Source organism: Streptomyces sp. S.PB5 (genome assembly GCF_030403745.1).
Taxonomy (GTDB): Bacteria; Actinomycetota; Actinomycetes; order Streptomycetales; family Streptomycetaceae; genus Streptomyces.
Map to the genome: position 1 here is coordinate 778,525 of NZ_JAQMWP010000001.1, position 23,998 is coordinate 802,522.

Annotated in this window: 25 protein-coding genes; 17 read left to right on the plus strand and 8 right to left on the minus strand. The window is 71.1% G+C overall.

Annotated features, from left to right (window positions below; all coding sequences use genetic code 11):
- The first annotated feature begins 79 nt into the window (after nucleotides 1-79).
- From rpsA to PH203_RS03510, 4 genes are all read left to right on the plus strand, one after another.
- On the plus strand, nucleotides 80-1,576 hold the full coding sequence (gene rpsA, locus PH203_RS03495) for a 30S ribosomal protein S1 (RefSeq protein WP_289915893.1): 1,497 nt from the start codon (nucleotides 80-82) through the stop codon (nucleotides 1,574-1,576).
- Nucleotides 1,577-2,126: 550 nt separating this feature from the next.
- The gene (locus tag PH203_RS03500; protein ID WP_289915894.1) at nucleotides 2,127-3,065 is read left to right on the plus strand and encodes a PAC2 family protein; all 939 of its coding nucleotides are present in this window, start codon (nucleotides 2,127-2,129) and stop codon (nucleotides 3,063-3,065) included.
- Between the two features lie 75 nt (nucleotides 3,066-3,140).
- Nucleotides 3,141-3,764 carry a dephospho-CoA kinase gene (gene coaE, locus PH203_RS03505; protein ID WP_289915900.1) on the plus strand — a complete coding sequence of 208 codons (624 nt, stop codon included), beginning with the start codon at nucleotides 3,141-3,143 and terminating at the stop codon, nucleotides 3,762-3,764.
- Nucleotides 3,765-3,849: 85 nt separating this feature from the next.
- Entirely contained in the window at nucleotides 3,850-4,230 is a 381-nt protein-coding gene (locus tag PH203_RS03510; protein WP_289915902.1) for a tetratricopeptide repeat protein, read from the plus strand.
- A gap of 27 nt (nucleotides 4,231-4,257) precedes the next feature.
- Here PH203_RS03510 and PH203_RS03515 read toward each other — a convergent pair whose 3' ends face one another.
- Complete coding sequence (locus tag PH203_RS03515) at nucleotides 4,258-4,518, minus strand: DUF6343 family protein (protein WP_289915903.1); 261 nt, start codon at nucleotides 4,516-4,518, stop codon at nucleotides 4,258-4,260.
- Nucleotides 4,519-4,594: 76 nt separating this feature from the next.
- Here PH203_RS03515 and PH203_RS03520 point away from each other — a divergent pair, with 76 nt between their 5' ends.
- The 3 genes from PH203_RS03520 to PH203_RS03530 all read left to right on the plus strand — a co-directional run bounded on the left by PH203_RS03520 (nucleotide 4,595) and on the right by PH203_RS03530 (nucleotide 6,875).
- On the plus strand, nucleotides 4,595-5,506 hold the full coding sequence (locus tag PH203_RS03520) for an acyltransferase domain-containing protein (RefSeq protein WP_289915906.1): 912 nt from the start codon (nucleotides 4,595-4,597) through the stop codon (nucleotides 5,504-5,506).
- A 74-nt stretch (nucleotides 5,507-5,580) separates the two neighbouring features.
- Nucleotides 5,581-6,261, plus strand: coding sequence for a class I SAM-dependent methyltransferase (locus PH203_RS03525; protein WP_289915908.1), 681 nt, complete (start codon nucleotides 5,581-5,583; stop codon nucleotides 6,259-6,261).
- 149 nt (nucleotides 6,262-6,410) lie between these two features.
- Nucleotides 6,411-6,875 (plus strand): DoxX family protein, encoded by a 465-nt coding sequence (locus PH203_RS03530; protein WP_289915911.1) that lies wholly within the window; start codon nucleotides 6,411-6,413, stop codon nucleotides 6,873-6,875.
- Nucleotides 6,876-7,088: 213 nt separating this feature from the next.
- Here the strand turns inward: PH203_RS03530 and PH203_RS03535 are convergent, their stop codons facing one another.
- The gene (locus tag PH203_RS03535; RefSeq protein WP_289915913.1) at nucleotides 7,089-7,682 is read right to left on the minus strand and encodes an RNA-binding S4 domain-containing protein; all 594 of its coding nucleotides are present in this window, start codon (nucleotides 7,680-7,682) and stop codon (nucleotides 7,089-7,091) included.
- A 101-nt stretch (nucleotides 7,683-7,783) separates the two neighbouring features.
- Here PH203_RS03535 and PH203_RS03540 point away from each other — a divergent pair, with 101 nt between their 5' ends.
- A complete protein-coding gene (locus tag PH203_RS03540; protein WP_289915916.1) occupies nucleotides 7,784-8,461 on the plus strand; it encodes a uracil-DNA glycosylase in 678 nt (225 codons plus the stop codon).
- Nucleotides 8,462-8,498: 37 nt separating this feature from the next.
- A complete protein-coding gene (pip, locus tag PH203_RS03545) occupies nucleotides 8,499-9,461 on the plus strand; it encodes a prolyl aminopeptidase (protein WP_289915918.1) in 963 nt (320 codons plus the stop codon).
- A gap of 4 nt (nucleotides 9,462-9,465) precedes the next feature.
- Here the strand turns inward: pip and PH203_RS03550 are convergent, their stop codons facing one another.
- The gene (locus PH203_RS03550) at nucleotides 9,466-10,134 is read right to left on the minus strand and encodes a GntR family transcriptional regulator (protein WP_289915921.1); all 669 of its coding nucleotides are present in this window, start codon (nucleotides 10,132-10,134) and stop codon (nucleotides 9,466-9,468) included.
- A 160-nt stretch (nucleotides 10,135-10,294) separates the two neighbouring features.
- Here PH203_RS03550 and PH203_RS03555 point away from each other — a divergent pair, with 160 nt between their 5' ends.
- Both PH203_RS03555 and PH203_RS03560 read left to right on the plus strand, forming a co-directional pair.
- Nucleotides 10,295-11,746 carry an NCS1 family nucleobase:cation symporter-1 gene (locus PH203_RS03555; RefSeq protein WP_289915922.1) on the plus strand — a complete coding sequence of 484 codons (1,452 nt, stop codon included), beginning with the start codon at nucleotides 10,295-10,297 and terminating at the stop codon, nucleotides 11,744-11,746.
- 5 nt (nucleotides 11,747-11,751) lie between these two features.
- Nucleotides 11,752-12,546, plus strand: coding sequence for an aspartate/glutamate racemase family protein (locus PH203_RS03560; RefSeq protein ID WP_289916623.1), 795 nt, complete (start codon nucleotides 11,752-11,754; stop codon nucleotides 12,544-12,546).
- A gap of 201 nt (nucleotides 12,547-12,747) precedes the next feature.
- Here PH203_RS03560 and PH203_RS03565 read toward each other — a convergent pair whose 3' ends face one another.
- The 3 genes from PH203_RS03565 to PH203_RS03575 form a co-directional block, all read right to left on the minus strand.
- Nucleotides 12,748-13,200, minus strand: coding sequence for a GNAT family N-acetyltransferase (locus PH203_RS03565; protein ID WP_289916627.1), 453 nt, complete (start codon nucleotides 13,198-13,200; stop codon nucleotides 12,748-12,750).
- A 175-nt stretch (nucleotides 13,201-13,375) separates the two neighbouring features.
- On the minus strand, nucleotides 13,376-14,521 hold the full coding sequence (locus PH203_RS03570; RefSeq protein WP_289915924.1) for a terpene synthase: 1,146 nt from the start codon (nucleotides 14,519-14,521) through the stop codon (nucleotides 13,376-13,378).
- Between the two features lie 171 nt (nucleotides 14,522-14,692).
- Entirely contained in the window at nucleotides 14,693-15,091 is a 399-nt protein-coding gene (locus PH203_RS03575) for a RidA family protein (RefSeq protein ID WP_289915926.1), read from the minus strand.
- Nucleotides 15,092-15,393: 302 nt separating this feature from the next.
- On the opposite strand from PH203_RS03575, the gene PH203_RS03580 reads away from it, so the two are divergent.
- Nucleotides 15,394-15,777: a hypothetical protein gene (locus PH203_RS03580; RefSeq protein ID WP_289915927.1), complete on the plus strand. Its 384-nt coding sequence runs from the start codon at nucleotides 15,394-15,396 to the stop codon at nucleotides 15,775-15,777.
- Nucleotides 15,778-15,832: 55 nt separating this feature from the next.
- On the opposite strand, the gene PH203_RS03585 is transcribed toward PH203_RS03580, so the two are convergent.
- Both PH203_RS03585 and PH203_RS03590 read right to left on the minus strand, forming a co-directional pair.
- Nucleotides 15,833-16,504 carry a hypothetical protein gene (locus PH203_RS03585; protein ID WP_289915929.1) on the minus strand — a complete coding sequence of 224 codons (672 nt, stop codon included), beginning with the start codon at nucleotides 16,502-16,504 and terminating at the stop codon, nucleotides 15,833-15,835.
- An 83-nt stretch (nucleotides 16,505-16,587) separates the two neighbouring features.
- Nucleotides 16,588-17,202: a hypothetical protein gene (locus PH203_RS03590; protein WP_289915931.1), complete on the minus strand. Its 615-nt coding sequence runs from the start codon at nucleotides 17,200-17,202 to the stop codon at nucleotides 16,588-16,590.
- 448 nt (nucleotides 17,203-17,650) lie between these two features.
- Between PH203_RS03590 and PH203_RS03595 the strand changes: the two genes are divergently transcribed.
- The 5 genes from PH203_RS03595 to PH203_RS03620 all read left to right on the plus strand — a co-directional run bounded on the left by PH203_RS03595 (nucleotide 17,651) and on the right by PH203_RS03620 (nucleotide 23,860).
- Nucleotides 17,651-18,433: a nucleotidyltransferase domain-containing protein gene (locus tag PH203_RS03595; protein WP_289915934.1), complete on the plus strand. Its 783-nt coding sequence runs from the start codon at nucleotides 17,651-17,653 to the stop codon at nucleotides 18,431-18,433.
- A gap of 218 nt (nucleotides 18,434-18,651) precedes the next feature.
- The gene (locus tag PH203_RS03600; protein WP_354671229.1) at nucleotides 18,652-19,938 is read left to right on the plus strand and encodes a beta-ketoacyl-ACP synthase 3; all 1,287 of its coding nucleotides are present in this window, start codon (nucleotides 18,652-18,654) and stop codon (nucleotides 19,936-19,938) included.
- On the plus strand, nucleotides 19,935-21,179 hold the full coding sequence (locus tag PH203_RS03610) for a beta-ketoacyl-[acyl-carrier-protein] synthase family protein (protein WP_289915936.1): 1,245 nt from the start codon (nucleotides 19,935-19,937) through the stop codon (nucleotides 21,177-21,179). The genes PH203_RS03600 and PH203_RS03610 overlap by 4 nt, the downstream gene beginning before the upstream one ends.
- An 18-nt stretch (nucleotides 21,180-21,197) precedes the next feature.
- A complete protein-coding gene (locus PH203_RS03615; protein WP_289915938.1) occupies nucleotides 21,198-22,337 on the plus strand; it encodes an SDR family oxidoreductase in 1,140 nt (379 codons plus the stop codon).
- 164 nt (nucleotides 22,338-22,501) lie between these two features.
- On the plus strand, nucleotides 22,502-23,860 hold the full coding sequence (locus PH203_RS03620; protein ID WP_289915940.1) for a hypothetical protein: 1,359 nt from the start codon (nucleotides 22,502-22,504) through the stop codon (nucleotides 23,858-23,860).
- The last annotated feature ends 138 nt before the right edge of the window (nucleotides 23,861-23,998 follow it).

Below are 23,998 nucleotides of genomic sequence, written 5' to 3' on the forward strand. Positions count from 1 at the left end.
CCGGCTTCTTCAGAGCGATACGGGCTCCCGGCGTAGCAGTACCTACGACTTCAATGTCCGTACCGGAGCCCTTTCCCACATGACGAGCAGCACCGAGACCACCGCCACCACCCCGCAGGTAGCGGTCAACGACATCGGTAACGAGGAAGCCTTCCTCGCCGCGATCGACGAGACGATCAAGTACTTCAACGACGGCGACATCGTCGACGGCGTCATCGTGAAGGTCGACCGGGACGAGGTCCTGCTCGACATCGGTTACAAGACCGAAGGCGTTATCCCGAGCCGCGAGCTCTCCATCAAGCACGACGTCGACCCCAACGAGGTCGTCGCCGTGGGCGATGAGATCGAGGCCCTGGTCCTCCAGAAGGAGGACAAGGAAGGCCGCCTCATCCTGTCCAAGAAGCGCGCTCAGTACGAGCGTGCCTGGGGCACGATCGAGAAGATCAAGGAAGAGGACGGGATCGTCACCGGTACCGTCATCGAGGTCGTCAAGGGTGGTCTCATCCTCGACATCGGCCTCCGCGGCTTCCTCCCGGCCTCCCTGGTCGAGATGCGCCGTGTCCGCGACCTCCAGCCCTACGTGGGCAAGGAGCTCGAGGCGAAGATCATCGAGCTGGACAAGAACCGCAACAACGTGGTCCTGTCCCGCCGTGCCTGGCTGGAGCAGACCCAGTCCGAGGTCCGCCAGACGTTCCTCACGACCCTCCAGAAGGGTCAGGTCCGCTCCGGTGTGGTCTCCTCGATCGTCAACTTCGGTGCCTTCGTGGACCTGGGTGGCGTCGACGGTCTGGTCCACGTCTCCGAGCTGTCCTGGAAGCACATCGACCACCCGTCCGAGGTTGTCGAGGTCGGCCAGGAAGTCACCGTCGAGGTCCTCGACGTCGACATGGACCGCGAGCGCGTCTCCCTGTCGCTGAAGGCGACCCAGGAAGACCCGTGGCAGCAGTTCGCCCGGACCCACCAGATCGGTCAGGTCGTCCCGGGTAAGGTCACCAAGCTCGTTCCGTTCGGTGCGTTCGTCCGCGTGGACGAGGGCATCGAGGGTCTGGTCCACATCTCCGAGCTGGCCGAGCGCCACGTGGAGATCCCGGAGCAGGTCGTCCAGGTCAACGACGAGATCTTCGTCAAGGTCATCGACATCGACCTCGAGCGTCGTCGCATCAGCCTCTCGCTGAAGCAGGCCAACGAGTCCTTCGGTGCCGACCCGGCCTCGGTCGAGTTCGACCCGACCCTGTACGGCATGGCCGCGTCCTACGACGACCAGGGCAACTACATCTACCCCGAGGGCTTCGACCCCGAGACCAACGACTGGCTCGAGGGCTACGAGACCCAGCGCGAGGCGTGGGAGTCCCAGTACGCCGAGGCGCAGCAGCGCTTCGAGCAGCACCAGCAGCAGGTCATCAAGAGCCGCGAGGCCGATGCCGCTGCCGCTGCCGAGGGCGGCGACGCCGCGGGTGCGGCTCCGGCCGCGGGCGGTGGCTCGTACTCCTCCGAGGGTGCGGACACCTCCGGTGCCCTTGCTTCGGACGAGGCGCTCGCCGCTCTGCGCGAGAAGCTGGCCGGCGGCCAGAGCTGAACCAACCGCTTGCCGCTGAGGCTTAGCCGTTGACTGAGGGGCCGTACCTTTCGAGGTGCGGCCCCTTGGCGTTGCCCTGACCCGTTTGCGATTCGGACCGCCCGGATCCCACAGTGGATGGTCACCTTCGACTACTGCCGTGAACTCGGCGTCCCCGTCGAGATGTTCGGATACACGACCGTCTCGTTCGAGTTCGGCTTCGACCACCGAGGGCGCTCACGCGTGCCATCGGCGCCCACCGGGTACGTACTGGGGCAGCGGTCACGAAAATCACCGACACCGGCAGCGGTGTCTCCTCGGCTCCGGCGTGCAGTCCGCGTTGGACGGACCACCGCATCTACGGCGGCATCACCGAGACCGACCAGGACGTCACCCACATCCGGCATCCCCCGCAAGGCGGTGACGGCCCTCCACGCGCGTGTGCCGGCCTCGTGACGCGGTGGAGCAGGACATGAGAACGCGGTAACACGTGGCTGATCAGGGACGTGGACGGGAATGCCCACGTCCCGGGGGGTGTTGTGCAGTACGAACACGAGGAGGAGCGGTCACTGTGCTTGATCCGCAGGGTTTGTACGCATGGGAGCCGAAGGGCCTGGCTGTCGTCGACATGGCGCTCGCCCAGGAATCGGCCGGACTTGTCATGCTCTACCACTTCGACGGATACATCGACGCGGGCGAGACCGGCGACCAGATCGTCGACCGGCTGCTCGACACGTTGCCCCACCAGGTCGTCGCCCGGTTCGACCACGACCGGCTCGTGGACTACCGCGCCCGCCGCCCGCTGCTGACCTTCAAGCGCGACCGCTGGACGGACTACGAGGAGCCCACCATCGACGTGCGCCTCGTCCAGGACACCACCGGAGCGCCCTTCCTGCTGCTCTCCGGACCCGAGCCGGACGTGGAGTGGGAGCGCTTCGCCGCGGCCGTCCAGCAGATCGTGGAGCGGCTCGGCGTCCGCCTCTCGGTGAACTTCCACGGCATCCCGATGGGCGTCCCGCACACGCGCCCCGTCGGCCTCACCCCGCACGGCAACCGCAACGACCTCGTCCCGGGCCACCGCAGCCCCTTCGACGAGGCGCAGGTCCCCGGCAGCGCCGAGGCGCTCGTCGAGTACCGCCTCATGGAGGCCGGCCACGACGTCCTGGGCGTCGCCGCGCACGTGCCGCACTACATCGCCCGCTCCCCGTACCCGGACGCGGCGCTGACCGTCCTGGAGGCCATCACCGCGGGCACCGGACTGGTCCTGCCGGGCATCGCGCACTCGCTGCGCACGGACGCCCACCGCACCCAGACCGAGATCGACCGCCAGATCCAGGAGGGCGACGAGGACCTGGTCGCGCTCGTCCAGGGCCTTGAGCACCAGTACGACGCGGCCGCGGGCGCCGAGACCCGGGGCAACATGCTGGCCGAACCGGTGGACATTCCGTCGGCGGACGAGATCGGGCGGGAGTTCGAGAAGTTCCTGGCGGAACGGGAGGGCGAGGGCTGACGGCCCCCGCCCGGCCGCGACGGCCGAGGCCCTCCGCCGGGTGCGCCGTCAGTGGTGGGGCCTAAGCTTTCGGTCATGCTGAAGGTGGGCCTGACCGGCGGGATCGGCGCCGGCAAGAGCGAGGTGTCGCGGCTGCTCGTCGAGCACGGGGCCGTGCTGATCGACGCGGACCGTATCGCGCGCGAGGTCGTCGAGCCCGGCACGCCGGGGCTGGCGGCGGTGGTCGACGCCTTCGGCCGGGAGGTGCTCGCCGCCGACGGCAGCCTGGACCGGCCGAAACTCGGCTCGATCGTCTTCGCCGACCCCGACAGGCTGGCCGTGCTGAACTCGATCGTGCACCCCCTGGTCGGCGCCCGCTCCCGCGAGCTGGAGTCGGCCGCCGCCTCCGACGCGGTGGTGATCCACGACGTCCCGCTCCTCGCCGAGAACGCCCTCGCACCGCTGTACGACCTCGTGGTCGTCGTCGACGCGAGCCCCGAGACCCAGCTCGACCGCCTGGTGCGGCTGCGCGGCATGACCGAGGAGGACGCACGCGCGCGCATGGCCGCCCAGGCGACCCGCGAGAAGCGCCTGGAGATCGCGGACGTCGTCATCGACAACGACGTACCGCTGGAGGAGCTGCGGCGACGCGTGGCGGAGGTGTGGGGCGAACTCGTACGAAGAGCCCGCGCGGCCGGTGATTCGTCCCAGGCGCAGTGATTCGTCCCAGGCGTCCCAGGACCGGTCAGGAATAGCGGTCCCCGGTCCGGGCGTTGAACCCTTGCAGTGAGGGAAGGACTCAGCCGTGCCCGAGACCAGCGGATCGACCGGACGTACTCCGGAGACGCATGTCATCGACTTCCGTGCCGCCGAGCAGTTGCTCGCCGCACGGGATCCGCGGGGCGCGGTGAAGCTGCTCGACCAGGTCATCGCCGCGCACCCCGAGAACACCGCCGCCCGCCTGCTGCGCGCGCGTGCCTTCTTCGCGGCCGCGCAACTGCGGCCCGCCGAGCTGGAGTTCACCATCGTCCTGGAGCGCGAGCCGGACAACGCGTTCGCGCACTTCGCGCTCGCCCGCACCTACGAGCGGCAGTCGCGCCCCGACCAGGCCAAGCGCCACTTCCGGCTGGCGGCCGCGCTGGACCCGAACCCGCAGTATCTGAAGGCGGCCCGGTTCGAGTCCTGAGCACCGGCCGACGGCTGCCCCGGCCGGCTATCGGCTCTCCGGCGGGCGGTACGGCGGGATGTCCGGGCCCGGCTGGTAGTGCGGGCCCTGGCGGATGTGCCGGAGGATCAGCGCCAGATCCACGGTGATCACCAGCCAGAGCACTCCGCAGGCGACGGCCCAGCCGGGGCGTCCCGCGAGTGCGAAGGCGGCCGTCCCGAAGACCGCCCAGACCAGCCCCCACACGCTCAGCCAGAAGCGCGCCCGCAGTGCACTGCGCGCGGTCGCCGGCTCACTGCCCGTACGCATCGGGATCACCACTCCTCACTGGAAACGTACTCTTCGGTGCGACGTGCACCAAAGGCTCCGACCAGGGGAGGGTCATGTGATTCCGGACGCCGACGAGCTGGCCGAGGTCCTGCTGGACCTTGCGGTACCGCACGAGGACATCGACGAGCTGATCGCCCTGCGGCGGGCACTGACCGCAGACGCCGGGGCGATGCGGCTCCTTGAGGAGTGCGCCGGGGAACTCGTGCGCGACATGGGGCAGATCGTCGACTACGGCGACGGGCTCCAGCTGCGCGAGCGGGTCACCGAGGCGCCCGCGGGGCTGGGCGGCCACTTCGCCACGTACGTCTTCGTCGCGGCGCTTCCGCACACGCGCGCGTACCACCGCGCACGCGGCGTCCCCGCCGATGTCTCCCGGCGCACCCTCACCGACCTCGGACGGCACATGGCCCTGCACCGCCGACGGCACGGCAGGGGCGGGGTGCAGTCGCCGCAGTGGCTCGTGCTGCATTTCCGCGGGGAGCTGTACCAGCTGGGGCGGCTTCAGTTCCAGCGGGCGCAACTCTGGCGGCGCGCGGCGCTGACGCTCGGGACCGCCGGTTTCGACGGGACGGCGGGCACGCCCTGTCTGGACATCCACATCCCCGAGTTCCTCGGCCCGCTGACCCCGGCGGCCTGCGACCGTTCCCTGGCGCTGGCGCGGGAGTTCTTCGCCCTGCACCATCCCGAGGAGCCCTACCGGGCGGCGATGTGCCACTCCTGGCTGCTCGACCCGCAGTTGAAGAAGCACCTCCCCGCCGACTCCAACATCGTCCGCTTCCAGGAGCGGTTCCGGATCGCCCGCCGGGACTCCGAGCCGGCCGACAGGGAGCCGGTCCAGTTCGTGTTCGGGGACCCGGAACTGCCGGTGGCGGGGCTGCCCCGGCGTACGACGCTGGAGCGCGCGATCGGGGATCATCTGCGGGCCGGAGGGCACTGGTACATCGGGCGCGGATGGCTGCCGCTGTAGCTCGTACGGGTGAAGACGTTCGATGGGGGAACGGCCGTGCGGGGGCGGTCCGTTGGACGGGCATGGAGCTGAAAATGCGTGAGGGGTACGAGGGGACCGGGCCCGGGGCGATCACTCCCGACGGTTGTGCGGTGGAGCTGTACGCGCGGCTGCCGGTGAGGGAGGAGCCCGACATCGTCGTGGCGGCCGTACCGGCGGGGGCGCACATCCTGGAGCTGGGCTGCGGGGTGGGGCGGGTGACGCACCCGCTGCTGGACCGGGGGTTCACGGTGACGGCGGTGGACGAGTCCCCGCAGATGCTGGAGCGGGTCCGCGGGGCGCGCACGATATGCGGACCCATCGAAGGCCTCGACCTCGGCGAGAGGTTCGACGTGGTGATGCTCGCGTCGTTCCTGGTGCACGCCGGTGACGTCGAGGTGCGGCGGGGGCTGCTGCGGAGCTGCGTCCGGCATGTCGCGGAGGGCGGCTGTGTGCTGATCCAGCGGGAGGGCGCGGACTACCACTCGAACCTGCCGCGCGAGCGGGTCGACCCGAGCGGGTACACCGTCCGGATGGTGTCGGCGGAACCGGTCGGGGACGGGGTGAACTCGGTGCGGGCGGAGTACGAGTTCCCGGACGCGGTGTGGACCCAGACGTTTCTGGCACGGCCGTTGAGCAAGGAGCAGTTCGAGGAGGCGCTGGCGGAGGAAGGACTGCGGGTGGACAAGTATCTGACGGAGGACGGGACATGGGCGCGGGCGGTGCCCGCGGGCTGAGGGCGCGGGCGGGGGCGCGGGCCGTGGCCGTCGGGACCGGCTCTGCGGTACGGGTTCCGGATTCGGTCGCCGGGCGGCGATGAGTTTTCGCGTGGGGGTCGGTCTACCTCTGTGACAGCACAACGGACCGCTTTTCACAGGAGACCCCGATGTCCGAGACCACCGTCCCCGTCACCACCGCCTCGTCCGCCCGGTCCCGCACCGTCGTCGCCGAGTCCGCGACCCCTCGCGGCCGCCGTGCCCGGATCGCCCTGCGCACCCTGCAGGTTGTGCTCGCCCTGTTCTACGCGATCGCCAGCGCGCTGCCCAAGCTCATCGCGCACCCTTCGGCCTCCGAGGGCTTCGCCGAGATGGGCTGGGGCAACGCGGGGATGTACACCATCGGAGTGCTCGAACTGGCCGGTGCCGTGGCCCTGTTGATCCCGGTGCTGCAGTCGGTGGCCGCGACAGCGCTGAGCGCGCTGATGGTGGGCGCGTTCGTCGTCCAGCTCTCCTACTTCGACGGGGAGAACGCGGCGACCCCGCTGATCCTGATCGTGCCGCTGGCCCTCATCGCCTGGGCGAGGCGGGACCAGAACGCGCGACTGCTGGGACTGGTACGACGACGCGCCTGACCGGCGCCGCGGCACGACCCTTCGGCAAGGGTCGGCAGCGACACCGGCATCGACGCACAGGGCGGTGGCGTCCGGAGGGCCTGAGGGCCGGCTCCGGACGCCGTCGCCGTGTGCGTGCGGTGGGGGTGTCGGCCTCGGGGCGCGCTATGAGGGCGCGGTGTGCGGGGGGCGTGGTATGAGGGGTGCGGTGTGTGCGGGCGCGGCCTTACGGGATCAGCGCCCTCCGGGGCGGCCGCCCAACCCCCGCAGGCGTTCGATGTCGCGCCGGTCCCGCTTGGTCGGGCGGCCGGTGCCGCGGTCGCGGATGCCGGCCGGGGCGACGTTCTCGCGGGGCGGGGGCGGAGGGCTGTTGTCGACGTAGCACTGGGTGGCCACCGGGGCGCCGACCCGCTTGCGGATGAGGCGCTTGACGATGACGATGCGCTCCCGGCCCTCGTGGACCAGGCGGACCTCGTCGCCGACGTGGAGGGAGTGGGCCGGCTTGACCCGCTCGCCGTTCACGCGGACGTGTCCGCCCTTGCAGGCGGTGGCTCCGACGGAGCGGGTCTTGACCAGACGCACGGACCAGATCCAGCTGTCGACGCGGACGGACCCGCCGTGCTGGGGACCCGCGGCCTCGGCGGCGGCCACCGCGGCGGCGACCTTCGGGTCCACGGCCGGGTCGAAGTCGCCCTTGCCGGGCGTGCGCGTCTCGGGGGAGGCCTCGGCATCGGCCGCGGGGGCTCCGGGCACCTCGGCATCCGGCCCCGCCCCCGCACGGGTGCCGGTCAGGTCGTTCGCGGCGGTCTCCGCACCTTCAGCAGCCATGCCCCGACCTTAGTCCTTCTCCCGCATCCGGCCCGACGGGATTTCCATGCCGCCCGGGGCGGTCTGGACCCGGGCCGCGGGTGCGGTCGTACGGTGGTGGCGTGGACCCGCTCGACGACCTCGACCAGCGCATCGCCGGCTGCCGGGCCTGTCCCCGCCTGGTCGACTGGCGCGAGGAGGTGGCCCGTACCAGACGGGCCGCGTTCGCCGACCAGACGTACTGGGGCCGCCCGGTGCCGGGCTTCGGACCGTCCGACGCCCGGATGCTGATCGTCGGCCTCGCCCCCGCCGCGCACGGGGGCAACCGGACAGGACGGATGTTCACCGGCGACCGTTCCGGGGACGTGCTGTACCAGGCGCTGTACGACGTCGGGCTCGCCTCGCAGCCCACGTCCGTCGGCATCGGTGACGGCCTGGAACTGTACGGCGTACGCGTCACCTCGCCCGTGCACTGCGCCCCGCCCGCGAACAAGCCCACACCGGGGGAGCGGGACACCTGCAGGCCCTGGCTCGTCCAGGAGCTGACGTTGCTGCGGCCGACGCTGCGGTCCGTGGTGGTGCTCGGCGCCTTCGGCTGGCAGGCCACGCTGCCCGCGCTCGCGGAGGCGGGGTGGCGGGTGCCGCGGCCGCGGCCCGTCTTCGGGCACGGGGCGCGGGTGGCGCTGGACGGGATCGGCCTCTTCGGGTGCTTCCACGTCAGTCAGCGCAACACCTTCACCGGGCGGCTGACCCCGGAGATGCTGCGGGACGTGCTGCGGACGGCGGCCGGGACCCATTAGGGCGACCGGGCGGCCGTAGCGGAGTTAGGGTCGCCGGATGCCTCTTTACCCGGACCTCGAACCGTACGACCACGGCATGCTCGACGTCGGTGACGGAAACCGCGTCTACTGGGAGACCTGCGGGAACCCTCGGGGGAAGCCCGCGGTGGTGCTGCACGGGGGGCCGGGGTCCGGCTGCGGGCCGTACTTCCGGCGGCTGTTCGACCCGGCCGAGTACCGGATCGTGCTGCTCGACCAGCGCGGCGCCGGGCGTTCGACGCCGCCGGCGAGCGCGTACGACACCGACATGCGCGTCAATACGATGCCGCACCTCATCGCCGACCTGGAGCTGCTGCGGGCGCGCCTCGGGATCGAGCGATGGCTGGTGTGGGGGGTGTCGTTCGGGTCGGTGCTGGGGCTGCGGTACGCGCAGACGCATCCGGCGGCGGTCAGCGAGCTGGTGCTGACCGGGGTCGCGACCGGCTCCGATGCCGAAGTCACCTTGCTGACCAGGGGACTTGGGCAGATCTTCCCGGAGGCCTTCGAGCGGTTCCTGGCGGAGCTGCCGCCCGGGGAACGGGACGGGAACCTCGCCGCCGCCTACAACCGGCTCATCGAGTCGCCCGACCCCGAGGTGCGGGCGCGGGCGGCGCGGGCCTGGACGGACTGGGAGACGGCGTGCGTCCCCGCACCGCCACGATCCGTGCCGCGGTTCGAGGACGAGCGGTTCCGGATGGGCTTCGCCCGTACTGTCACGCACTACTTCGGCAACGGCCATTTTCTCGGTGAGGGCGACGAGGACGGTGTCGTCCTGCGGGACGCCCCGCTGCTGAAGGGCATTCCCGGGACCCTTGTGCAGGGCAGCCTCGACTTCGGCAACCTGCTCGGGATCGTGTGGCGGCTCCACCAGGCCTGGCCCGGCAGCGAGTTGGTGGTCATCGACGACGTGGGGCACAACGCGGGGGCGCCGGGCGTGGGGGAGGCGCTGGTGGCGGCGACGGACAAGTACGCGCGGGGGTGAACGACTAGGTGAGTTCCGCGTCCTCGCCGAACAGGTGCCGTACGGTCGACTCGTAGTTGGTCCGCACGTGCGCGAGGGCGTGCGCGCGGGCCCGCTCCGGGTCGCCGGAGGCGATGGCCTCGTACAACTCGCGGTGTTCGACGAGGAGTTGGGGCCACTCCTCGTTCCGGCGGGTCATCCAGCGCAGCCGTCCCGCGACCGGTTCGAGGGCCTCTATCAGCAGGCTGTTGCGGGCCATCGCCACGATCCTGTCGTGCAGTCGGCTGTTGACGTCCGTGATGGTCTCCGCGTCGCCGGCCTCGGTCGCGATGGCCGCCTGGTCGAGGAGCTGTTCGACCTCGGCCAGGTCCTGCGGGGTCGCGCGGGCCGCGGCGAGAGCTGCCGCGTACACCTCCAGCGCCTCGCGGAGTTCGAAGAGTTCCTTGACGTCGTTGGGGGTCAGCCGGCGTACGACGGTGCGGCGCGGCGTCTCGAAGTGGACGAAGCCCTCGGTGACCAGGGCCCGGATCGCCTCGCGGACCGGCACCCGGGAGACCCCGAAGCGCTCGGCGAGCTCCCGCTCCACCAGTCGGTCGCCCGGCCGCAGCCGGCCCGCGATGATCTCCTGTCGCAGGGTGGCCAGGACGCGCTCGCGGACGGCGCCCAGGGGTTCGATGTTCGTTGCGGAGCTCATGGAGCAATCTTCGCCGACGCCGGAGGTGTTTTACGGAGCGTTAACGGACACGACATCGGCCGGAACGCTTGACGGGAGGACCATGACCGCAGTTTGGTATACCAAAATTGGTTGCCAGGTCGCTGTCGCCCCTCCTCCGTCCCCGTCCATGGAGGCCTCCGTGTCCCTAGCCGACCGCGCCGAAGTCACCGGCGCGCCAGCGTTCGTCCCCGACCCCCGGCTCACCAACGAAGACCTCGCGCCCGCCGAGAAGCGGAACTGGAAGGTCTTCGACCTCTTCGCCATGTGGATGTCCGACGTCCACAACCTGGGCAACTACACGTTCGCCGCGGGTCTGCTGGTCCTCGGCATGAACGTGTGGCAGGTCTTCACCTCGCTGCTCGTCGGCTTCGTGCTCATCTACATCGGCATGAACTGGATGGGGAAGATCGGCCAGCGCCACGGCGTGCCGTTCCCCGTCGTCAGCCGCATCAGCTTCGGCGTCTGGGGCGCCAACATCCCGGCCCTCATCCGGGCCGTGATCGCCATCATGTGGTACGGCATCCAGACCTACCTCGCCTCCGTCGCCGTCAATGTGATGCTGCTGGCCGCCTGGCCGGGCCTGGAGTCCTGGACGCACAGCTCCTTCCTCGGTCTGGACGCGCTGGGCTGGGTCTCCTTCGTGTCGCTGTGGCTGATCCAGGCGATGATCATCAGTCAGGGCATGGAGTCCGTGCGGAAGTTCCAGGACTTTTGCGGACCCGCGATCTGGGTGGTCATGATCGCGCTCGCCGTGTGGGTGCTGGCGAAGGCCGACTGGACCATCTCCCTGACCTCCACCCCGCACCCGGTCTCGGTGGGCGAGCAGTGGCGGCAGTGGTTCGGCGCGATCGGGCTGATCCTCGCCACGTACGGCACGCTGATGCTCAACTTCTGTGACTTCTCCCGCTTCGCGCCGGACTACAAGACCGTCCGCCGCGGCAACTTCTGGGGCCTGCCCATCAACTCCACGGCGTTCGTGGTCGTCTCGGTGATCGTGACGGCCGGTTCGCTGGAGGTCTTCGGCGAGGCCATCACCGACCCGGCCGAACTGGTCGCCAAGGTCGGCAACACCTGGGTCCTCGTCCTCGCCGCGCTGACCTTCGCCATCGCCACCATGGGCGTCAACATCGTCGCCAACTTCGTCTCCCCGGCGTACGACCTGGCCAACGTCTGGCCGCAGAAGATCACGTTCAAGGTCGGCGGCATGATCAGCACGGTCGCCGCGCTGCTCGTGACCCCGTGGAACCTCTTCTCCAACCCCACGGTCGTCAACTACTTCCTCGGCGGCCTCGGTGCCTTCCTCGGCCCGCTGTTCGGCGTGATCATGCTCGACTACTACTGGGTCAAGAAGGGCCGCGTCGACGTGGACGAACTCTTCGACGCCACCCCCGGCTCCCGCTACTACTACCGCAAGGGCGTCAATCCCAAGGCGCTGTGGGCGTTCCTGCCTGCGGCGGCCGTCGCGGGGGTCCTCGCGCTCGTCAAGACGTTCAGCGACGTGGCCCCGTACTCCTGGTTCATCGGCACCGCCCTGGCGGCCGGTCTGTACGCGCTGCTGTGCCGGAACGAGCGAGCGGCTGTGGAGGCTTGAGCGGAGTGCGGATCGTCGTCACCAACTGCAACACCACGCAGGAGATGACCGAGGAGATCGTACGAGGTGCCCGGGCCGCCGCAGGCCCGGGCACCGCCGTGACCGGGCTGACGCCGACGTGGGGGCCCGAGTCGGCGGAGGGCTGGCTCGACAGCTACCTCTCGGCGGCCGCGGTGATCGACCTCCTGCGAACCTACGAGGGTCCCGCGTACGACGCCGTCGTCATGGCCGGCTTCGGCGAGCACGGGCGCGAGGGCGTCCGGGAACTGGTCGACGTCCCGGTCGTCGACATCACGGAGGCGGCCGCGCATCTGGCCTGTCTGCTGGGGCGCCGGTACGGGGTGGTGACCACCCTTGAGCGCTCCTGCGGCCAGATCGAGGACAGCCTTGAGCTGGCGGGCGTGGGACGCAACTGCGCCGCCGTGATCGGCACGGGCCTGAACGTGCTGGACCTCGGCGATGCCGCCCGCACGGAGTCCGCCTTCCTGGCCGCGGCGGAACAGGTCCGGCAGGCCGGTGCCGAGGTGCTGGTGCTGGGGTGCGCCGGGATGACGGGGCTGCAGCGGGTCGTGGGCGAGAAGCTGGGGATGCCGGTGGTCGACGGGGTGGGGGCCGCGGTGAAACTGGCGGAGTCGTTGGTGGGGCTGGGGCTGCGGACCAGCAAGGTCGGGGGGTATGCGGGGCCGCTGCCCAAGGGACGGGTGTGGGGGAGGCCCTCGGAGCGGTTTTCTGGGCGGGCCCCGGGGAGGCCCTCGGGACAGTCGTCCGGGCGGGCCTCGGGGCGGCCCTCACCGGGGTGAGGGGTGGCTACGGGGGGCTGTGCGGCTGCGTGTGCCTCGTGATCGCTCGCGCCCCGCGGCGGAGCCGCCGGTGAACAGCATCAGGAACGGAGTCGCCCCTTGCTGTCCCCGACGCCCGGAGCACGCACCCCCCGCGGCTCCCGACCTGTGGCCCGGATGTTCCTCGCCGTCCTGCTCGCCGGCCTGTGCTGTGCCGGCGCCTCAGGGCTGCCAGACGTACCGCACGTCCGGCTCCCGCTCCTCGTTCCCGCTGCCGTCCGTGTGCTCGACGGCGACGAAACCGTGCCGCTCGTAGAAGCGGTGGGCCGGCTTGTTGACCTCGAACGTCCACAGACACAAGCCTTGAGGCCGGCGCTCCTTGGCGAGTCCGACGAACCGGTCGCCGATGCCGCGCCCGCGCCAGTCGGGGGCGAGATAGAGCTGGGACAGGTCCTCACCGTCCAGCACCATCACCCCCACGACCCCGCTCTCGTCCCCCGCCTCCGCGACCGCGACCCAGGTCTCCTGCAGCGGCACGACCACGTTGCGGAAGTAGTCCCGCACCTCGTCGTCGGACCGGGGCCTGACGACGCTCGGCAGTGCGGCGGCGAACGAGCGCAGCCAGACGTCGGCCACCTCGGCGGCGTCTGGGGCGGCGGCCCGCCGCAGGGTGATCGTTGAGCCGGGTGTGCGGCCGGATGCCGGGCTGTGTGCGGAGCCGTGCGTGCGGCCGTGTGCGGAGCCGTGTACGAACTCGCAGGCCGGGCTGTCGTCTGAGGTCACGCCACGGGATCCTGTCAGGGAACCGACGCTTCCCGCACCGCATTTCCGCGCTCCTCGCCGGTCCGTCTCAGTGCGCCGGGGACCGCTGCTCCGGGAACTCGAAGGCGTCCCACCACCATGACACCGCGGGGATGTGGAGCCGCTCCGGGGCGGACGGCGAAGGCGTCGCCGTGTACACGCCGATCAGGCCGGAACGCGGCAGGTCCCGCACCGGCACAGCGAGCTCGGCGGCCGTGCCCTCGACATCCAGATAGCGCTCACAGATCTGCCCCCATTCCAGGTTGGCCCGGATCCAACTCGCCAAGCCGTCCACATACGCCCGCAGTTGCGGCCCGGCCCCGCCCTTCACCTCCTCCAGCAGACCGACGAAGCGCCGCATCACGCAGTCCCGCAACGCCAGAGCCGTCGCCAGCGCCTGCGGTCGCGCGCACCGGTGGTCGCGGGCCAGGACGTCCAGCAGGTTCTGACCGTCGCCCACCCGCCGACGCTCCTTCTCGTACGAGATGATGTCGTTGTCCCAGCCCACGAGTGCGCAGGTCATCTCCCGCAGGGCACGCACCCGCGGACTGCCGAACTCACCCGGGGAGAGCTCCAGCCCGTCCACGACGTCGCACAGCGCCGTGGTGACTCCCATCGAGCCGTTGGCGAGCCGCATCAGCAGATAGTCCGGCAGTGACGGAACGACGCCCCGCACCCGCAGCTGCGCACACCAGACCTGGTCGAGGAAGTAGGCGCGCAGCGCATCGGCCCACCGGCTGGTCTGTGCCGGGCTCGCGCACCCGGCGAGCCGGACGGCGATGTCCCGCAGGGCGGCCGCGTACCGGTCCCGGTCGAACGCGTCCGACTCCGGGACCTCGACCGCACGCAGCAACCTGCGCAGCGTGGCCACTAGATCACCGGGGCGGCGGGCCAACGGGCCTTCCTCGCAGTACTCGTCGTCGAACGCGTACAGCCACATCAGGAAGTCCGAGGCGAGCCGCAGACCTTCGTCCGTCCCGCGCGGGTGGGCCAGCGCGGCGAGCAGCCCCGGCATCGACCTTGTCAGCCGCAGATACTGGCGCTCGGAACCGAAGAGCTCGTACCGCTCCAGCCAGCCGATGCTCGCCTGCGTGAGCTGCTCATGGCCGGGGTGGACGGCAAAGGGGATCGGACAGTAGAAGGACGGGACGGCTGGGGTCGCCGATGGGGCCGACTCCGGGTCGTGAGCGCTCATCCGGTCTCCGAAGGGTGCGGGGACAGAGCTGGGGGAGGGGGCTGGGGGGAGCTGAAGGAACTGGGCGGGAGCGAGGTCTCCCGCAGACGTCCTACCCTCCGGCGACGCCCCCTCCCCGACCCGCCCCGGAGTCACGGCCGAAACCACCCCTGGCGGCGAATGCCACGGCGCCTAGGGGACGGCCGCCGTCGCCGTGATCTCCACCAGCTGACCCGTGTACCCGAGGCAGGCGACTCCGAGCAGCGTCGACGCATGCGGACCGGTGCTGAGTCCGGACGCCTCCACGACCTCCCAGACGGCGGAGAGCACTGACGTCTCGGCACTCACCACATACACGTCGGTGTAGAGGACGTGCGCCAAGTCGCTCCCCACTTCGCGCAGTTGCTCCTCCAGGTTCGCGATCACCTGCTGGGCCTGCAGCACGGGATCCCCCTCGCCGACGATCCTGCCCTCGGCGTCGAGCGGTACCGACCCGGCGAGGAACGCGAGCTTCGTGCCGGCCTCCACGACGGAGGCGTGGGAGTAGGTGGGCGGTGGGAAGAGGGCGGGTGCGGTGACGCGCCGGATCACTGGGCCTCCAGAGGCGGGTGGGCGGACGACGGGCAACCTCGCGATCATCCAAGCCGGGGTATGGGGCCGCACCCGATTTTCGTGCACCGTGGACCGGAACTCGCGGCTTCGCTCCGGCGCCCCGAGCAGCCGCTGCACCAGGTGGACCAGGTGGCCGGCCGCCCTCGCCTGTGGATAACCGCTCGACATCGCAGTCCCGCAGCTGCCAGTCTTCCGCCATGCGTGACAGACACCTGGGGCGTTTCACCGCAGCGGACTTCTAGCGCCGCACCGGAAACCCCGGTGGGCTCAGGAGGTCCGCCATGTCACGCACCGCTCACCACGTCCCGTACCGGCACCGCACCCTGCCCGCCTTCTGGCCGCTCGGCCGGCCGGGCCCCTGGACGGGCAACACCGTCGAGGAACTCCGCTACTCGCACGAGGAGTTGAACCTCGCCGGGCGCGAGGGCCGCCGACCCGTGCCGACGCTCGTCGTACGGAACTTCACCTCGTACACCTTCCCCCGCGCCACGAACGAGCGTCCCTACAGCCCCTACGAACGCCGGGCCCGGGCCGCCCTCCAGGTCTTCCGCACCTCCGCTCGCCGACACCTGCGGTCGGCCCTTACGGGGGCGCTGCCGCTGTGGGCCGAGGAACTGGACCATCCGCCGACCCGGCATCGGCACAGCGATCTGTGGGATGCCTGACGGTCGCTGACGGGTGGGGGCTCTCCAGGCGACCCCCGACACCCCCCCGGGCACGTCATGCCTGCGATGGACCGAGCTGCGGGGCACGCACTCGGCGTTGGCACTCCTGGACGAGGTCTGGGTACGCCTCGGCGATGGCCGCGTAGACCTTGCGCCGCAGCAAGTCCTCCGCGGCCGCACGCCCCGTGCTTCCGTACAGGCTGCCGAGGAGTTCGCCGTAGCCAGGCAGCTGAGCGCACAGATAGTCGACCTTCCAGCGGGCCAGTGTGCTCGGCCCGGTGCCCTCGACCGTGGCGGTCTTCGGCACGTGGCGCCAACGCCGGTGCGTCCGTTCCTCGTCGCGGCGATTGCGGTGCGCGACGGCCGCGGCCGTCAGCCTCTCGGGCGGCATCCGAGGGACGGCGACCGGCTCCGCCGCGATCCGTGCCAGTACCTCCCGCCGCCTGCGCTGCGCGGCGGCCCTGGCGACGGCGGACCGACGTGCGGCGGCCGCCGACACCGCTTTGAACTCCTCGCTCCCTTCGGCCGCTTCGATCCGCCTCATGTCGTAGAGCCGGGTCTGCTGAGCAGTGCGGAAGTGCGGATGAGCCAGGACCAGATCGGGCTCACCGAGCAGTTGCCGCACCATTCCGGCAGTCCAGCCGCGGGCCCGCAGGCCGGGTGCGGAGAGATGGGTTCCTTGGGTGCGTGCGGTGCCGTCCTGCCCATGCTGCTCGTCGTGCGTCATCACAGTTCCCCCGTCGTTACGCTGAGTGACGAGTTCATTGATAGCGCGTGCCACTGACAACGGGGGTGCCGGCGGGGTCGGCCTCAGTCGCCCGGGCCCTGGGGATCCCTCTGGACCGCGGGGGACACGTCCTGTTCGGGCGCCCGTGGCGCCGGCAGGTCGATCAGGTCGCTGACGTCCGCGACCTCCTGCAGCGTGCGCGCCAGCGAGACAAGGGTCCGGCGTACCTGGGCGATCCGTTCGCGGAGGGCGTCCGTGTGTTCCCATTGCCGTTCCCAGGCCACCGGATCGTGGCCTTCCGGGCGCTGGGACTCGTATGCCGCCAGGCGGGGATGCCACTCCGCGAGCAGCGGGCGCAGGACGCGGTTGAGGACGGTGACCGCGAGGACGCCGAAGCTGACGTGGCCGGGGGCGAGGGGTGGGGCGACCTCGGGGCCGTAGCGGCGGAGGATCTCTCGGGTGGTGTTGAAGAAGGTGTAGAGGGAGGACAGTGCCTCGCGCAGGAAGCCTTCCTCGGGGTCGAGTTCCTCGACCGACACGCGTGTGACGAGTTCCAGGTACAACTCCCAGGCCGCGCTGCGCTCCGCGTCGGCCGGCTCCCATGTGCCGGTGATGTCGCCGACGAACGGTATCGCCAGCCTCGCCGTGATCTGCGACGGACCGCCCGGTCGACGCCGCTTGCGCTGCCTGTGTGCCATGATCGCCCTCCCCGGTACCCACAGTAGGGTAAGCCGCCTTGCGGGACGTGCTTCTCGGTTGCGGCCGCGGTGATATGGAGCAAGTCCTTCCGCTTGTACGGGCGTTGTACGACATCGGCGTGCCCGAGTCGCCCCCTTCGTCATCTCCTGGCACCCGCGCCTGTCCGCGCACGAGACCCGTCGGCCCGCGGACGTCTCCCCCCCTCGACCACGAGACGGCCTGGCCGGCGGCGGCGGTGATGCGAGCCGAGTTCGCCGCGCTGCGGGAGCCGTTGCGGTGGATCGCCGAGGAGTTCGGGGGCATCTCCGGGGCGGGCTTCGGGGTGTCGGCGACGGGTTGATCCCGTCACCTCATCTCGTCACCTCATCACGTCACCTTGATCCCGTCGCCTCGATCGCGTCCCCTTAATCCGTCGCCGTGCATCACGGGCCTACGTACCCTGCTCCCATGCCCACCCTCACTGACCTCGCCTTTCTCGACGCCACCGCCGACCGTCTCGCCACCCTCCCCACCGTCCGCGCCGTCGCCCTCGGCGGCTCACGCGCCCAGGGCACGAACCGGCCGGACAGTGACTGGGACCTCGCGGTGTACTACCGCGGGGAGTTCGATCCGGACGACCTCCGAGCCGTCGGCTGGGAGGGCGAGGTGTCGGATGTCGGCGGCTGGGGCGGCGGTGTCTTCAACGGGGGCGCGTGGCTGACGATCGACGGCCGGCGGGTCGACGTCCACTACCGCGATCTCGACGTCGTGGAGCACGAGTTGGCGGAGGCGGAGGAGGGGCGGTTCCGGGTGGAGCCGCTGCTGTTCCATCTCGCCGGGATTCCCAGCTACCTGGTGGTCGCGGAGCTGGCGATCAACCAAGCGCTGCGAGGTTCGCTGCCGAAGCCGGCCGCCTACCCCGAGAAGCTCCGCACGTCCGCTTCCGAACGCTGGCTCGGCACCGCCCGCGCCACCCTCGCCTACGCCAGGGCGAACCATGCTCCGGCCGGCCGTGTGACCGAGGTGGCCGGCGCCATCGCCACAGCCTCCGTGCAGGCGGCACACGGGGTGTCGGCGGGGCGGGGGGAGTGGGTGACGAATGAGAAGCGGTTGCTGGAGCGCGCGGGCCTGCGCGCCGTGGACGACGTCCTCACCTCGCTCTCCGCCGACCGGGACCCGGACGCGCTGAACCGGGCGGTCGACGAGGCCGAGGCACTCTTCCGAAGGGCGGGGCGGGACACGGACGTCTGAGCCGCTGGAGTCTGTCCACCTGGACCAGCCACACCTTGACGCCGGGTGACGATCTGTCTGTCACCGACCGATCAACAGGTTCAACACCTCCGCATCCGGGCGTACTTCCGGATGAGGTGGCTTTGAGGGTTTTCTGGTGATCGACAGTAGGTCGGTTGAACCGGCAACCAGAAGTGGCCCAGGAAGTAGGGGGACTTGTGTCGCAGGCTTGTTTCTCCGTGGTCAGGGGTGTCGGGGCCTGTCTTCCCGAGCGGGTCGTCACCAACGATGACCTGGTCCGGGACGGCCTCGACACCTCCGACCGCTGGATCCGCTCGCGTACGGGGATCGTCAGCCGCCGCCGGGCCGGTCCCGGTACCAGTACCGGGGACCTCGCTGTCGAGGCCGGGGCCGCCGCGCTCGCCTCGGCGAGTGTCCCGGGAGCGGATCTGGTCGTCCTGGCGACCACCACTCCGGACCATCCCTGCCCTGCGACCGCCCCCGAGGTGGCGATGCGGCTCGGGCTCGGCGCGGTGCCCGCTTTCGACCTCGCGGCGGTGTGCTCGGGCTTCGTCTACGCGCTGGCGGCGGGCGACGCCTGGATCCGGTCGGGGGCGGCGGAGACGGTGCTGGTCATCGGGGCGGAGACGTACTCGACGATCGTCGACCCGGCCGACCGGAACACCGCTGTCATCTTCGGCGACGGAGCCGGCGCCGTCGTGCTGCGCCGCGGCGAGGGCGTCGAACCCGGTGCGATCGCCGCGGTGGATCTGGGCAGCGACGGCAGCGGGGCCGACTACGTGATGATCGAGGCCGGTGGCTCCCGCTGGCCCGACCCGCAGGGCCTGGACGGGCCGGCCGCCCACAGCCTGCAGATGAAGGGGCGCGAGGTGTACGGGCACGCCGTACGCCGGATGACCGCGTCCGCGCAGCGCGTACTGCGGCGGCTGGAGTGGCCCGTGGAGTCGCTCGGTGCGTTCGTCGGCCACCAGGCCAACCAGCGGATCCTCGACTCCGTCGCCGACCGCCTCGGCATCGCCGCGCAGCACCGCTTCGGCAACATCCAGGACGTCGGCAACACCGCGGCGGCGTCCATCCCGCTCGTCCTCGCCGAGGTGGTCGCCGACGATCGGGTGTCGCCCGGCACCCGGACTCTGCTCACTGCCTTCGGCGGTGGTCTGACCTGGGGCTCGGTCGCGCTGACCTGGCCCGACTGCACTGCTGGAACCGGCTTTTCCACTCAGTCCGATCAGTCCGAGAGGATCACCATGAACTCCGTCGGCCCGACCCCTTACGAGTACCTCACCGACGTCCTGGTCGAGAAGTTCGAAGTCGACCGTGCCGACATCGCCGAGACGGCCACCTTCAGCGATCTGGACCTGGATTCCCTCGCTGTCGTCGAACTGTTCGTCACGCTCTCCGACCAGTGGCGGGTCGCCCTGGACGACAGTGAGGCCGTACCCGGTCTGACCCTCGCCGCCACCGCGGCCCTGGTCGACAGGGCACTGCAGGACCAGGCGGCGTGACCGGGCCCGGAGCCGGGGCCGGGCCCGAGGTCGCCGTCACCGGCATCGGTCTCGTCACCCCCGGCGGCACCGGGCGGGAGGCCACCTGGAGCCGTGTCGTCGAGGGGCGTCCCACCGCGGCACGCGATCCCGAACTGGCCGGTCTGCGCGTCGACTTCGCCTGCCGCGTCGGCGACTACGATCCCGGACGCGCCGTTCCCGGCGGCCGTCCCTGGCAGTACGACCGGCACTGCCAGTTCGCCCTCACGGCCGCCGGGGAGGCCGTGGCGGACGCGGGACTCGATCCCGACGGCTGGGACGGAGAGCGGGTGGCCGTCGTCGTCGGCACCGCCTTCGGCGGCACCACCACCCAACTTGCCCAGCACCGGACCTATCTGGAGCGTGGCTCCGCACTGGTGTCGCCGCTGCTGGTGCCCATGTTCCTGCCCAATATGGCGGCCGGGCAGGTCGCCATCCGTCTCAAGGCGCGCGGCCCGGTGCTGAGCACCTCCACCGCCTGTGCCTCGGGGGCCACGGCCCTGGGTGTCGCCTGGGACCTGGTGCGCTCCGGCGCCTGCGACATCGCCGTCGCGGGCGCCGCCGACGCCGCCGTCCATCCCCTGTGGGTGTCGGGCTTCGACCGGATGGGTGCGCTGTCCCGGCGCACCGGGGAACCGGGCGCCGCCTCACGGCCGTTCGACGCCGGCCGGGACGGCTTCGTGATGGGCGAAGGCGCCGGCGTACTGGTCCTGGAGCGTGCGGACCGGGCCCGGGCACGTGGCCGACCGGGTTACGCGCTGATCGCCGGATACGGGGCGTCCGCGGACGCCCACCACGCAGTGGCGCCCGATCCGTCGGGCCGCGGCATCGAGCTCGCCACCCGGCGGGCGCTGGCCGCCGCGGGTGCCACGCCGGCCGAGGTCGCCCACATCAACGCCCACGGCACCAGCACCCCCCTCAACGACGCGGCCGAGGCCGCCCTGATCACCGGACGGTTCCCGCACCGGCCGTCCGTCACCTCCGCCAAGGGCGTGTTGGGGCACCTCCTCGGCGCGGCCGGGGCGGTGGAGGCCGCGCTGACCGTGCTGAGCCTGGCCCGGGAAACCGTCCCGCCCGTCGCCAACCTGGACAGCCCCGGACCGGGCATCGACCTCGACACGGTCACCAAGGCCGCCCGTACGCAGCGCATCCTCCTGGCCCTCAGCAATTCCTTCGGCTTCGGCGGCCACAACGCCGTCCTCGCCTTCCGCTCCGCGGTATGACGCGCGAAAGGAGAGCCCGTGTCCACCACCCATGTCATCACCGGCGCCACCGGACTGATCGGAGCCGCACTGGTCCTGACCATCGCCGAGCACAGCGACGACGAGATGATCTGCCTGGTACGCCCCGGCAGCCAGGCGCCGGAAACCCGCCTGCACCAGGTGCTCGAAAGAGCCGCCGCGGCCTACGACACCCCCCGGGACGTCCTCGACTCCACGCTGCGCCGCACCCGCGCCGTCCCCGCCGATCTCGGCGAGGACCTGCACCGATCACGGCTGTCGTTCCCCGCCCGCACCGGACGCGTCGAGTACTGGCACGGCGCCGCTCGCATGCTCTTCCGCGAGCGCGACCGGCGGGTGTCCTTCGCGACCAACGTGGCGGGTACCCGCCGAGTCCTCGACCTGGCCCGGCGGACGGGCGCCGACGCCTTCACGTACATCAGCACCGCCTATGTGGCGGGCCGCGCCGAAGGGGTCGTCCGGGAGGAACCGATCGCCGTGCCCCAGGCGCGGACGCCGTACGAGCGCAGCAAGATCTCCGCCGAACGGCTGGTGGCCGCCGCGGGCGACTTCCCGGTACGGATCCTGCGGCCGAGTGTCGTCGTCGGCCACAGCTCTACCCTGCGTTACCCGGGCACTTCCAGCGGCGCGTACACCATCCAGCAGCTGATCGCCGCCTACCACCGGGGGCGGATCGACCGCGGCGAGCCGTTCCCGCCCCGCCGGATGCTCGTGCGCGCGGACCAGCCGTTCAACCTGGTTCCCGTCGACCATGTGGTCCGGCAGGCGCACGCCCTCAGCACCCGTGCCACCGCGGCGCTCGGCATCTTCCACCTCACCAACCCGACCCCGCCCACGACCGGCGATGTCGTACGCGCGCAGGTGGCCAACACCGGAGCCCTCGCACCGCACTTCGTCACCGATCCCGACGAACTCACCTGGGAGGACCGTCAGTTGGCCGCTGCGATCGGCGTCTACCAGCCGTTCCTGAACAACCCGCAGCACTTCGACCGCGGTCGCACCGACGCCGCCCTGCCCACCAGGCCGGGCTCATTCGACTGGTCACCCGACACGGATACACTCCGCGCGCTCTTCCGGCCCTTCGCCGGACGACCGAGGCGTGCACCCGGGCGACGCACCAGCACGGACGAAGCCGCCTGACTGCCCGCTCACCGCGAGGTGGCCCCATAAGGGCATTTAGTCAGAACCGACTCATTCACCCGCTTGTTCGCGATTGTCGTCAACAGGGCGGGGGTATGCAATCCCCGCCCTGTCAGAGCCGCGCAGGTCCGACATGCCCCCATCAGCTCCACTGGCGAGGCGCGATGAAAGAGACCCGTGCGACGAACCACGCTTTACGTGCTCTGCTCGACGAATCCGGCTGGACGCAGGAAGCGCTCGCGCGTGCGGTCAACGCGGCCGCCGCGGAGATCGGTCTGCGACTGCGCTACGACCGCACGTCCGTTGCCCACTGGCTCACCGGTGCTCGCCCCCGCGCCGACGTCGTCCGACTGCTCGCCGAAGTGCTCTCCCGCCGCCTCGGCCGCCCCGTCAGCGCCGCGACACTCGGCCTGGATCCTGCTCCGACCTCCCCGTCGACGCTGTTACGCCGCCCGGCGCGGGAGGCGCTGGCCGACCTTGCCGGCATCGACGCCGACCCCCACCGCCGCCACCACCTCGTCCATCTCCCCTATCGCCTCGATCTCCCCGACTCCGATACCGACCCCGACACCGACCCCGACGAGCCGACCGCCCTTTCGCGAGAGCCCGCCCGGCCTTTCCGGAGGGTCGGCGCCGCCGAGGTACGGGCCCTGCAGCTCGCGGTCGATGCCTTTGCCCCCCTCACCGACTCCCTGGGCGGTGGCCACGGCCGCACCGCCCTCGCCGCCTTCCTCGCCGACGACGTCACCGGCTGGCTGCAGGCCCACGCCGACGACCGGACCCGTCACGACCTGCTCACCGGTGCCGCCCGGCTCGCCCTCCTGCTCGCCCGCACCCACATCGACCAGTACGCGCACGGCCTCGCCCAGGGCTATCTCCGCATCGCACTCAGCCTCGCCACCGAGGCCGACGACCCCAGCACCACAGTGATCATCCTGAGGACCCTGAGCACCCAGGCCCACGGGATCGGCCACCTCCGCACCGCCCTCCGCCTCGCCGAGGCGGCCGAGAACGCCGCCCGCGGCACACCCTCCTCCGTGCGCTCCTTCCTGCACGCGCAGCTGGCCGTGTGCCGTGCGGCCGACGGCGACCGCCGCGCCGCGGTCGTGTCCCTCTCCTGCGCCGAACGGCTCGGCGGGCGTGCCGACGAACCCTCGCCCGGCCTCTTCACCTCGTACGCCAGCACGGCACTTCAGTACCAGAGGGCCCAGGCGCTGTCCGCCCTCCACGACCATGCCGGCGCCGTCGGCGCGCTCAAGACCTCGCTCCGCAACCGGTCACCGGCCGACATCCGCGCCCGCGCCCTCGTCAGCGCCGGTCTCGCCAGACTGCACCTGCGCATCGGTCACCTCGAAGAGGCATGCGCCGCCTGGGAGAGCTTTCTCGATCTCTACCCCCGGCTCAACTCCGTACGGGCCGACCATGAACTCGCCCAGCTCCTGCAAGGGTTACGTCCCTACCACCGCCAGCCGGCAGCCGAGCGTCTACGCGCACGCGCCCGCATGATGCAGCGCCCGGACTGACCAGCTGGTCCAACCGAGTGGACTGCGCTGTGTGGTCAGCGCAACGCACGCAGGGCCGGGAACAAGGTCGATCATGACTGATCCGTTCGATTACGCAATCGCCCGCCCGGCCGTCGACGGTCCGGGCTCGTGCGGGCC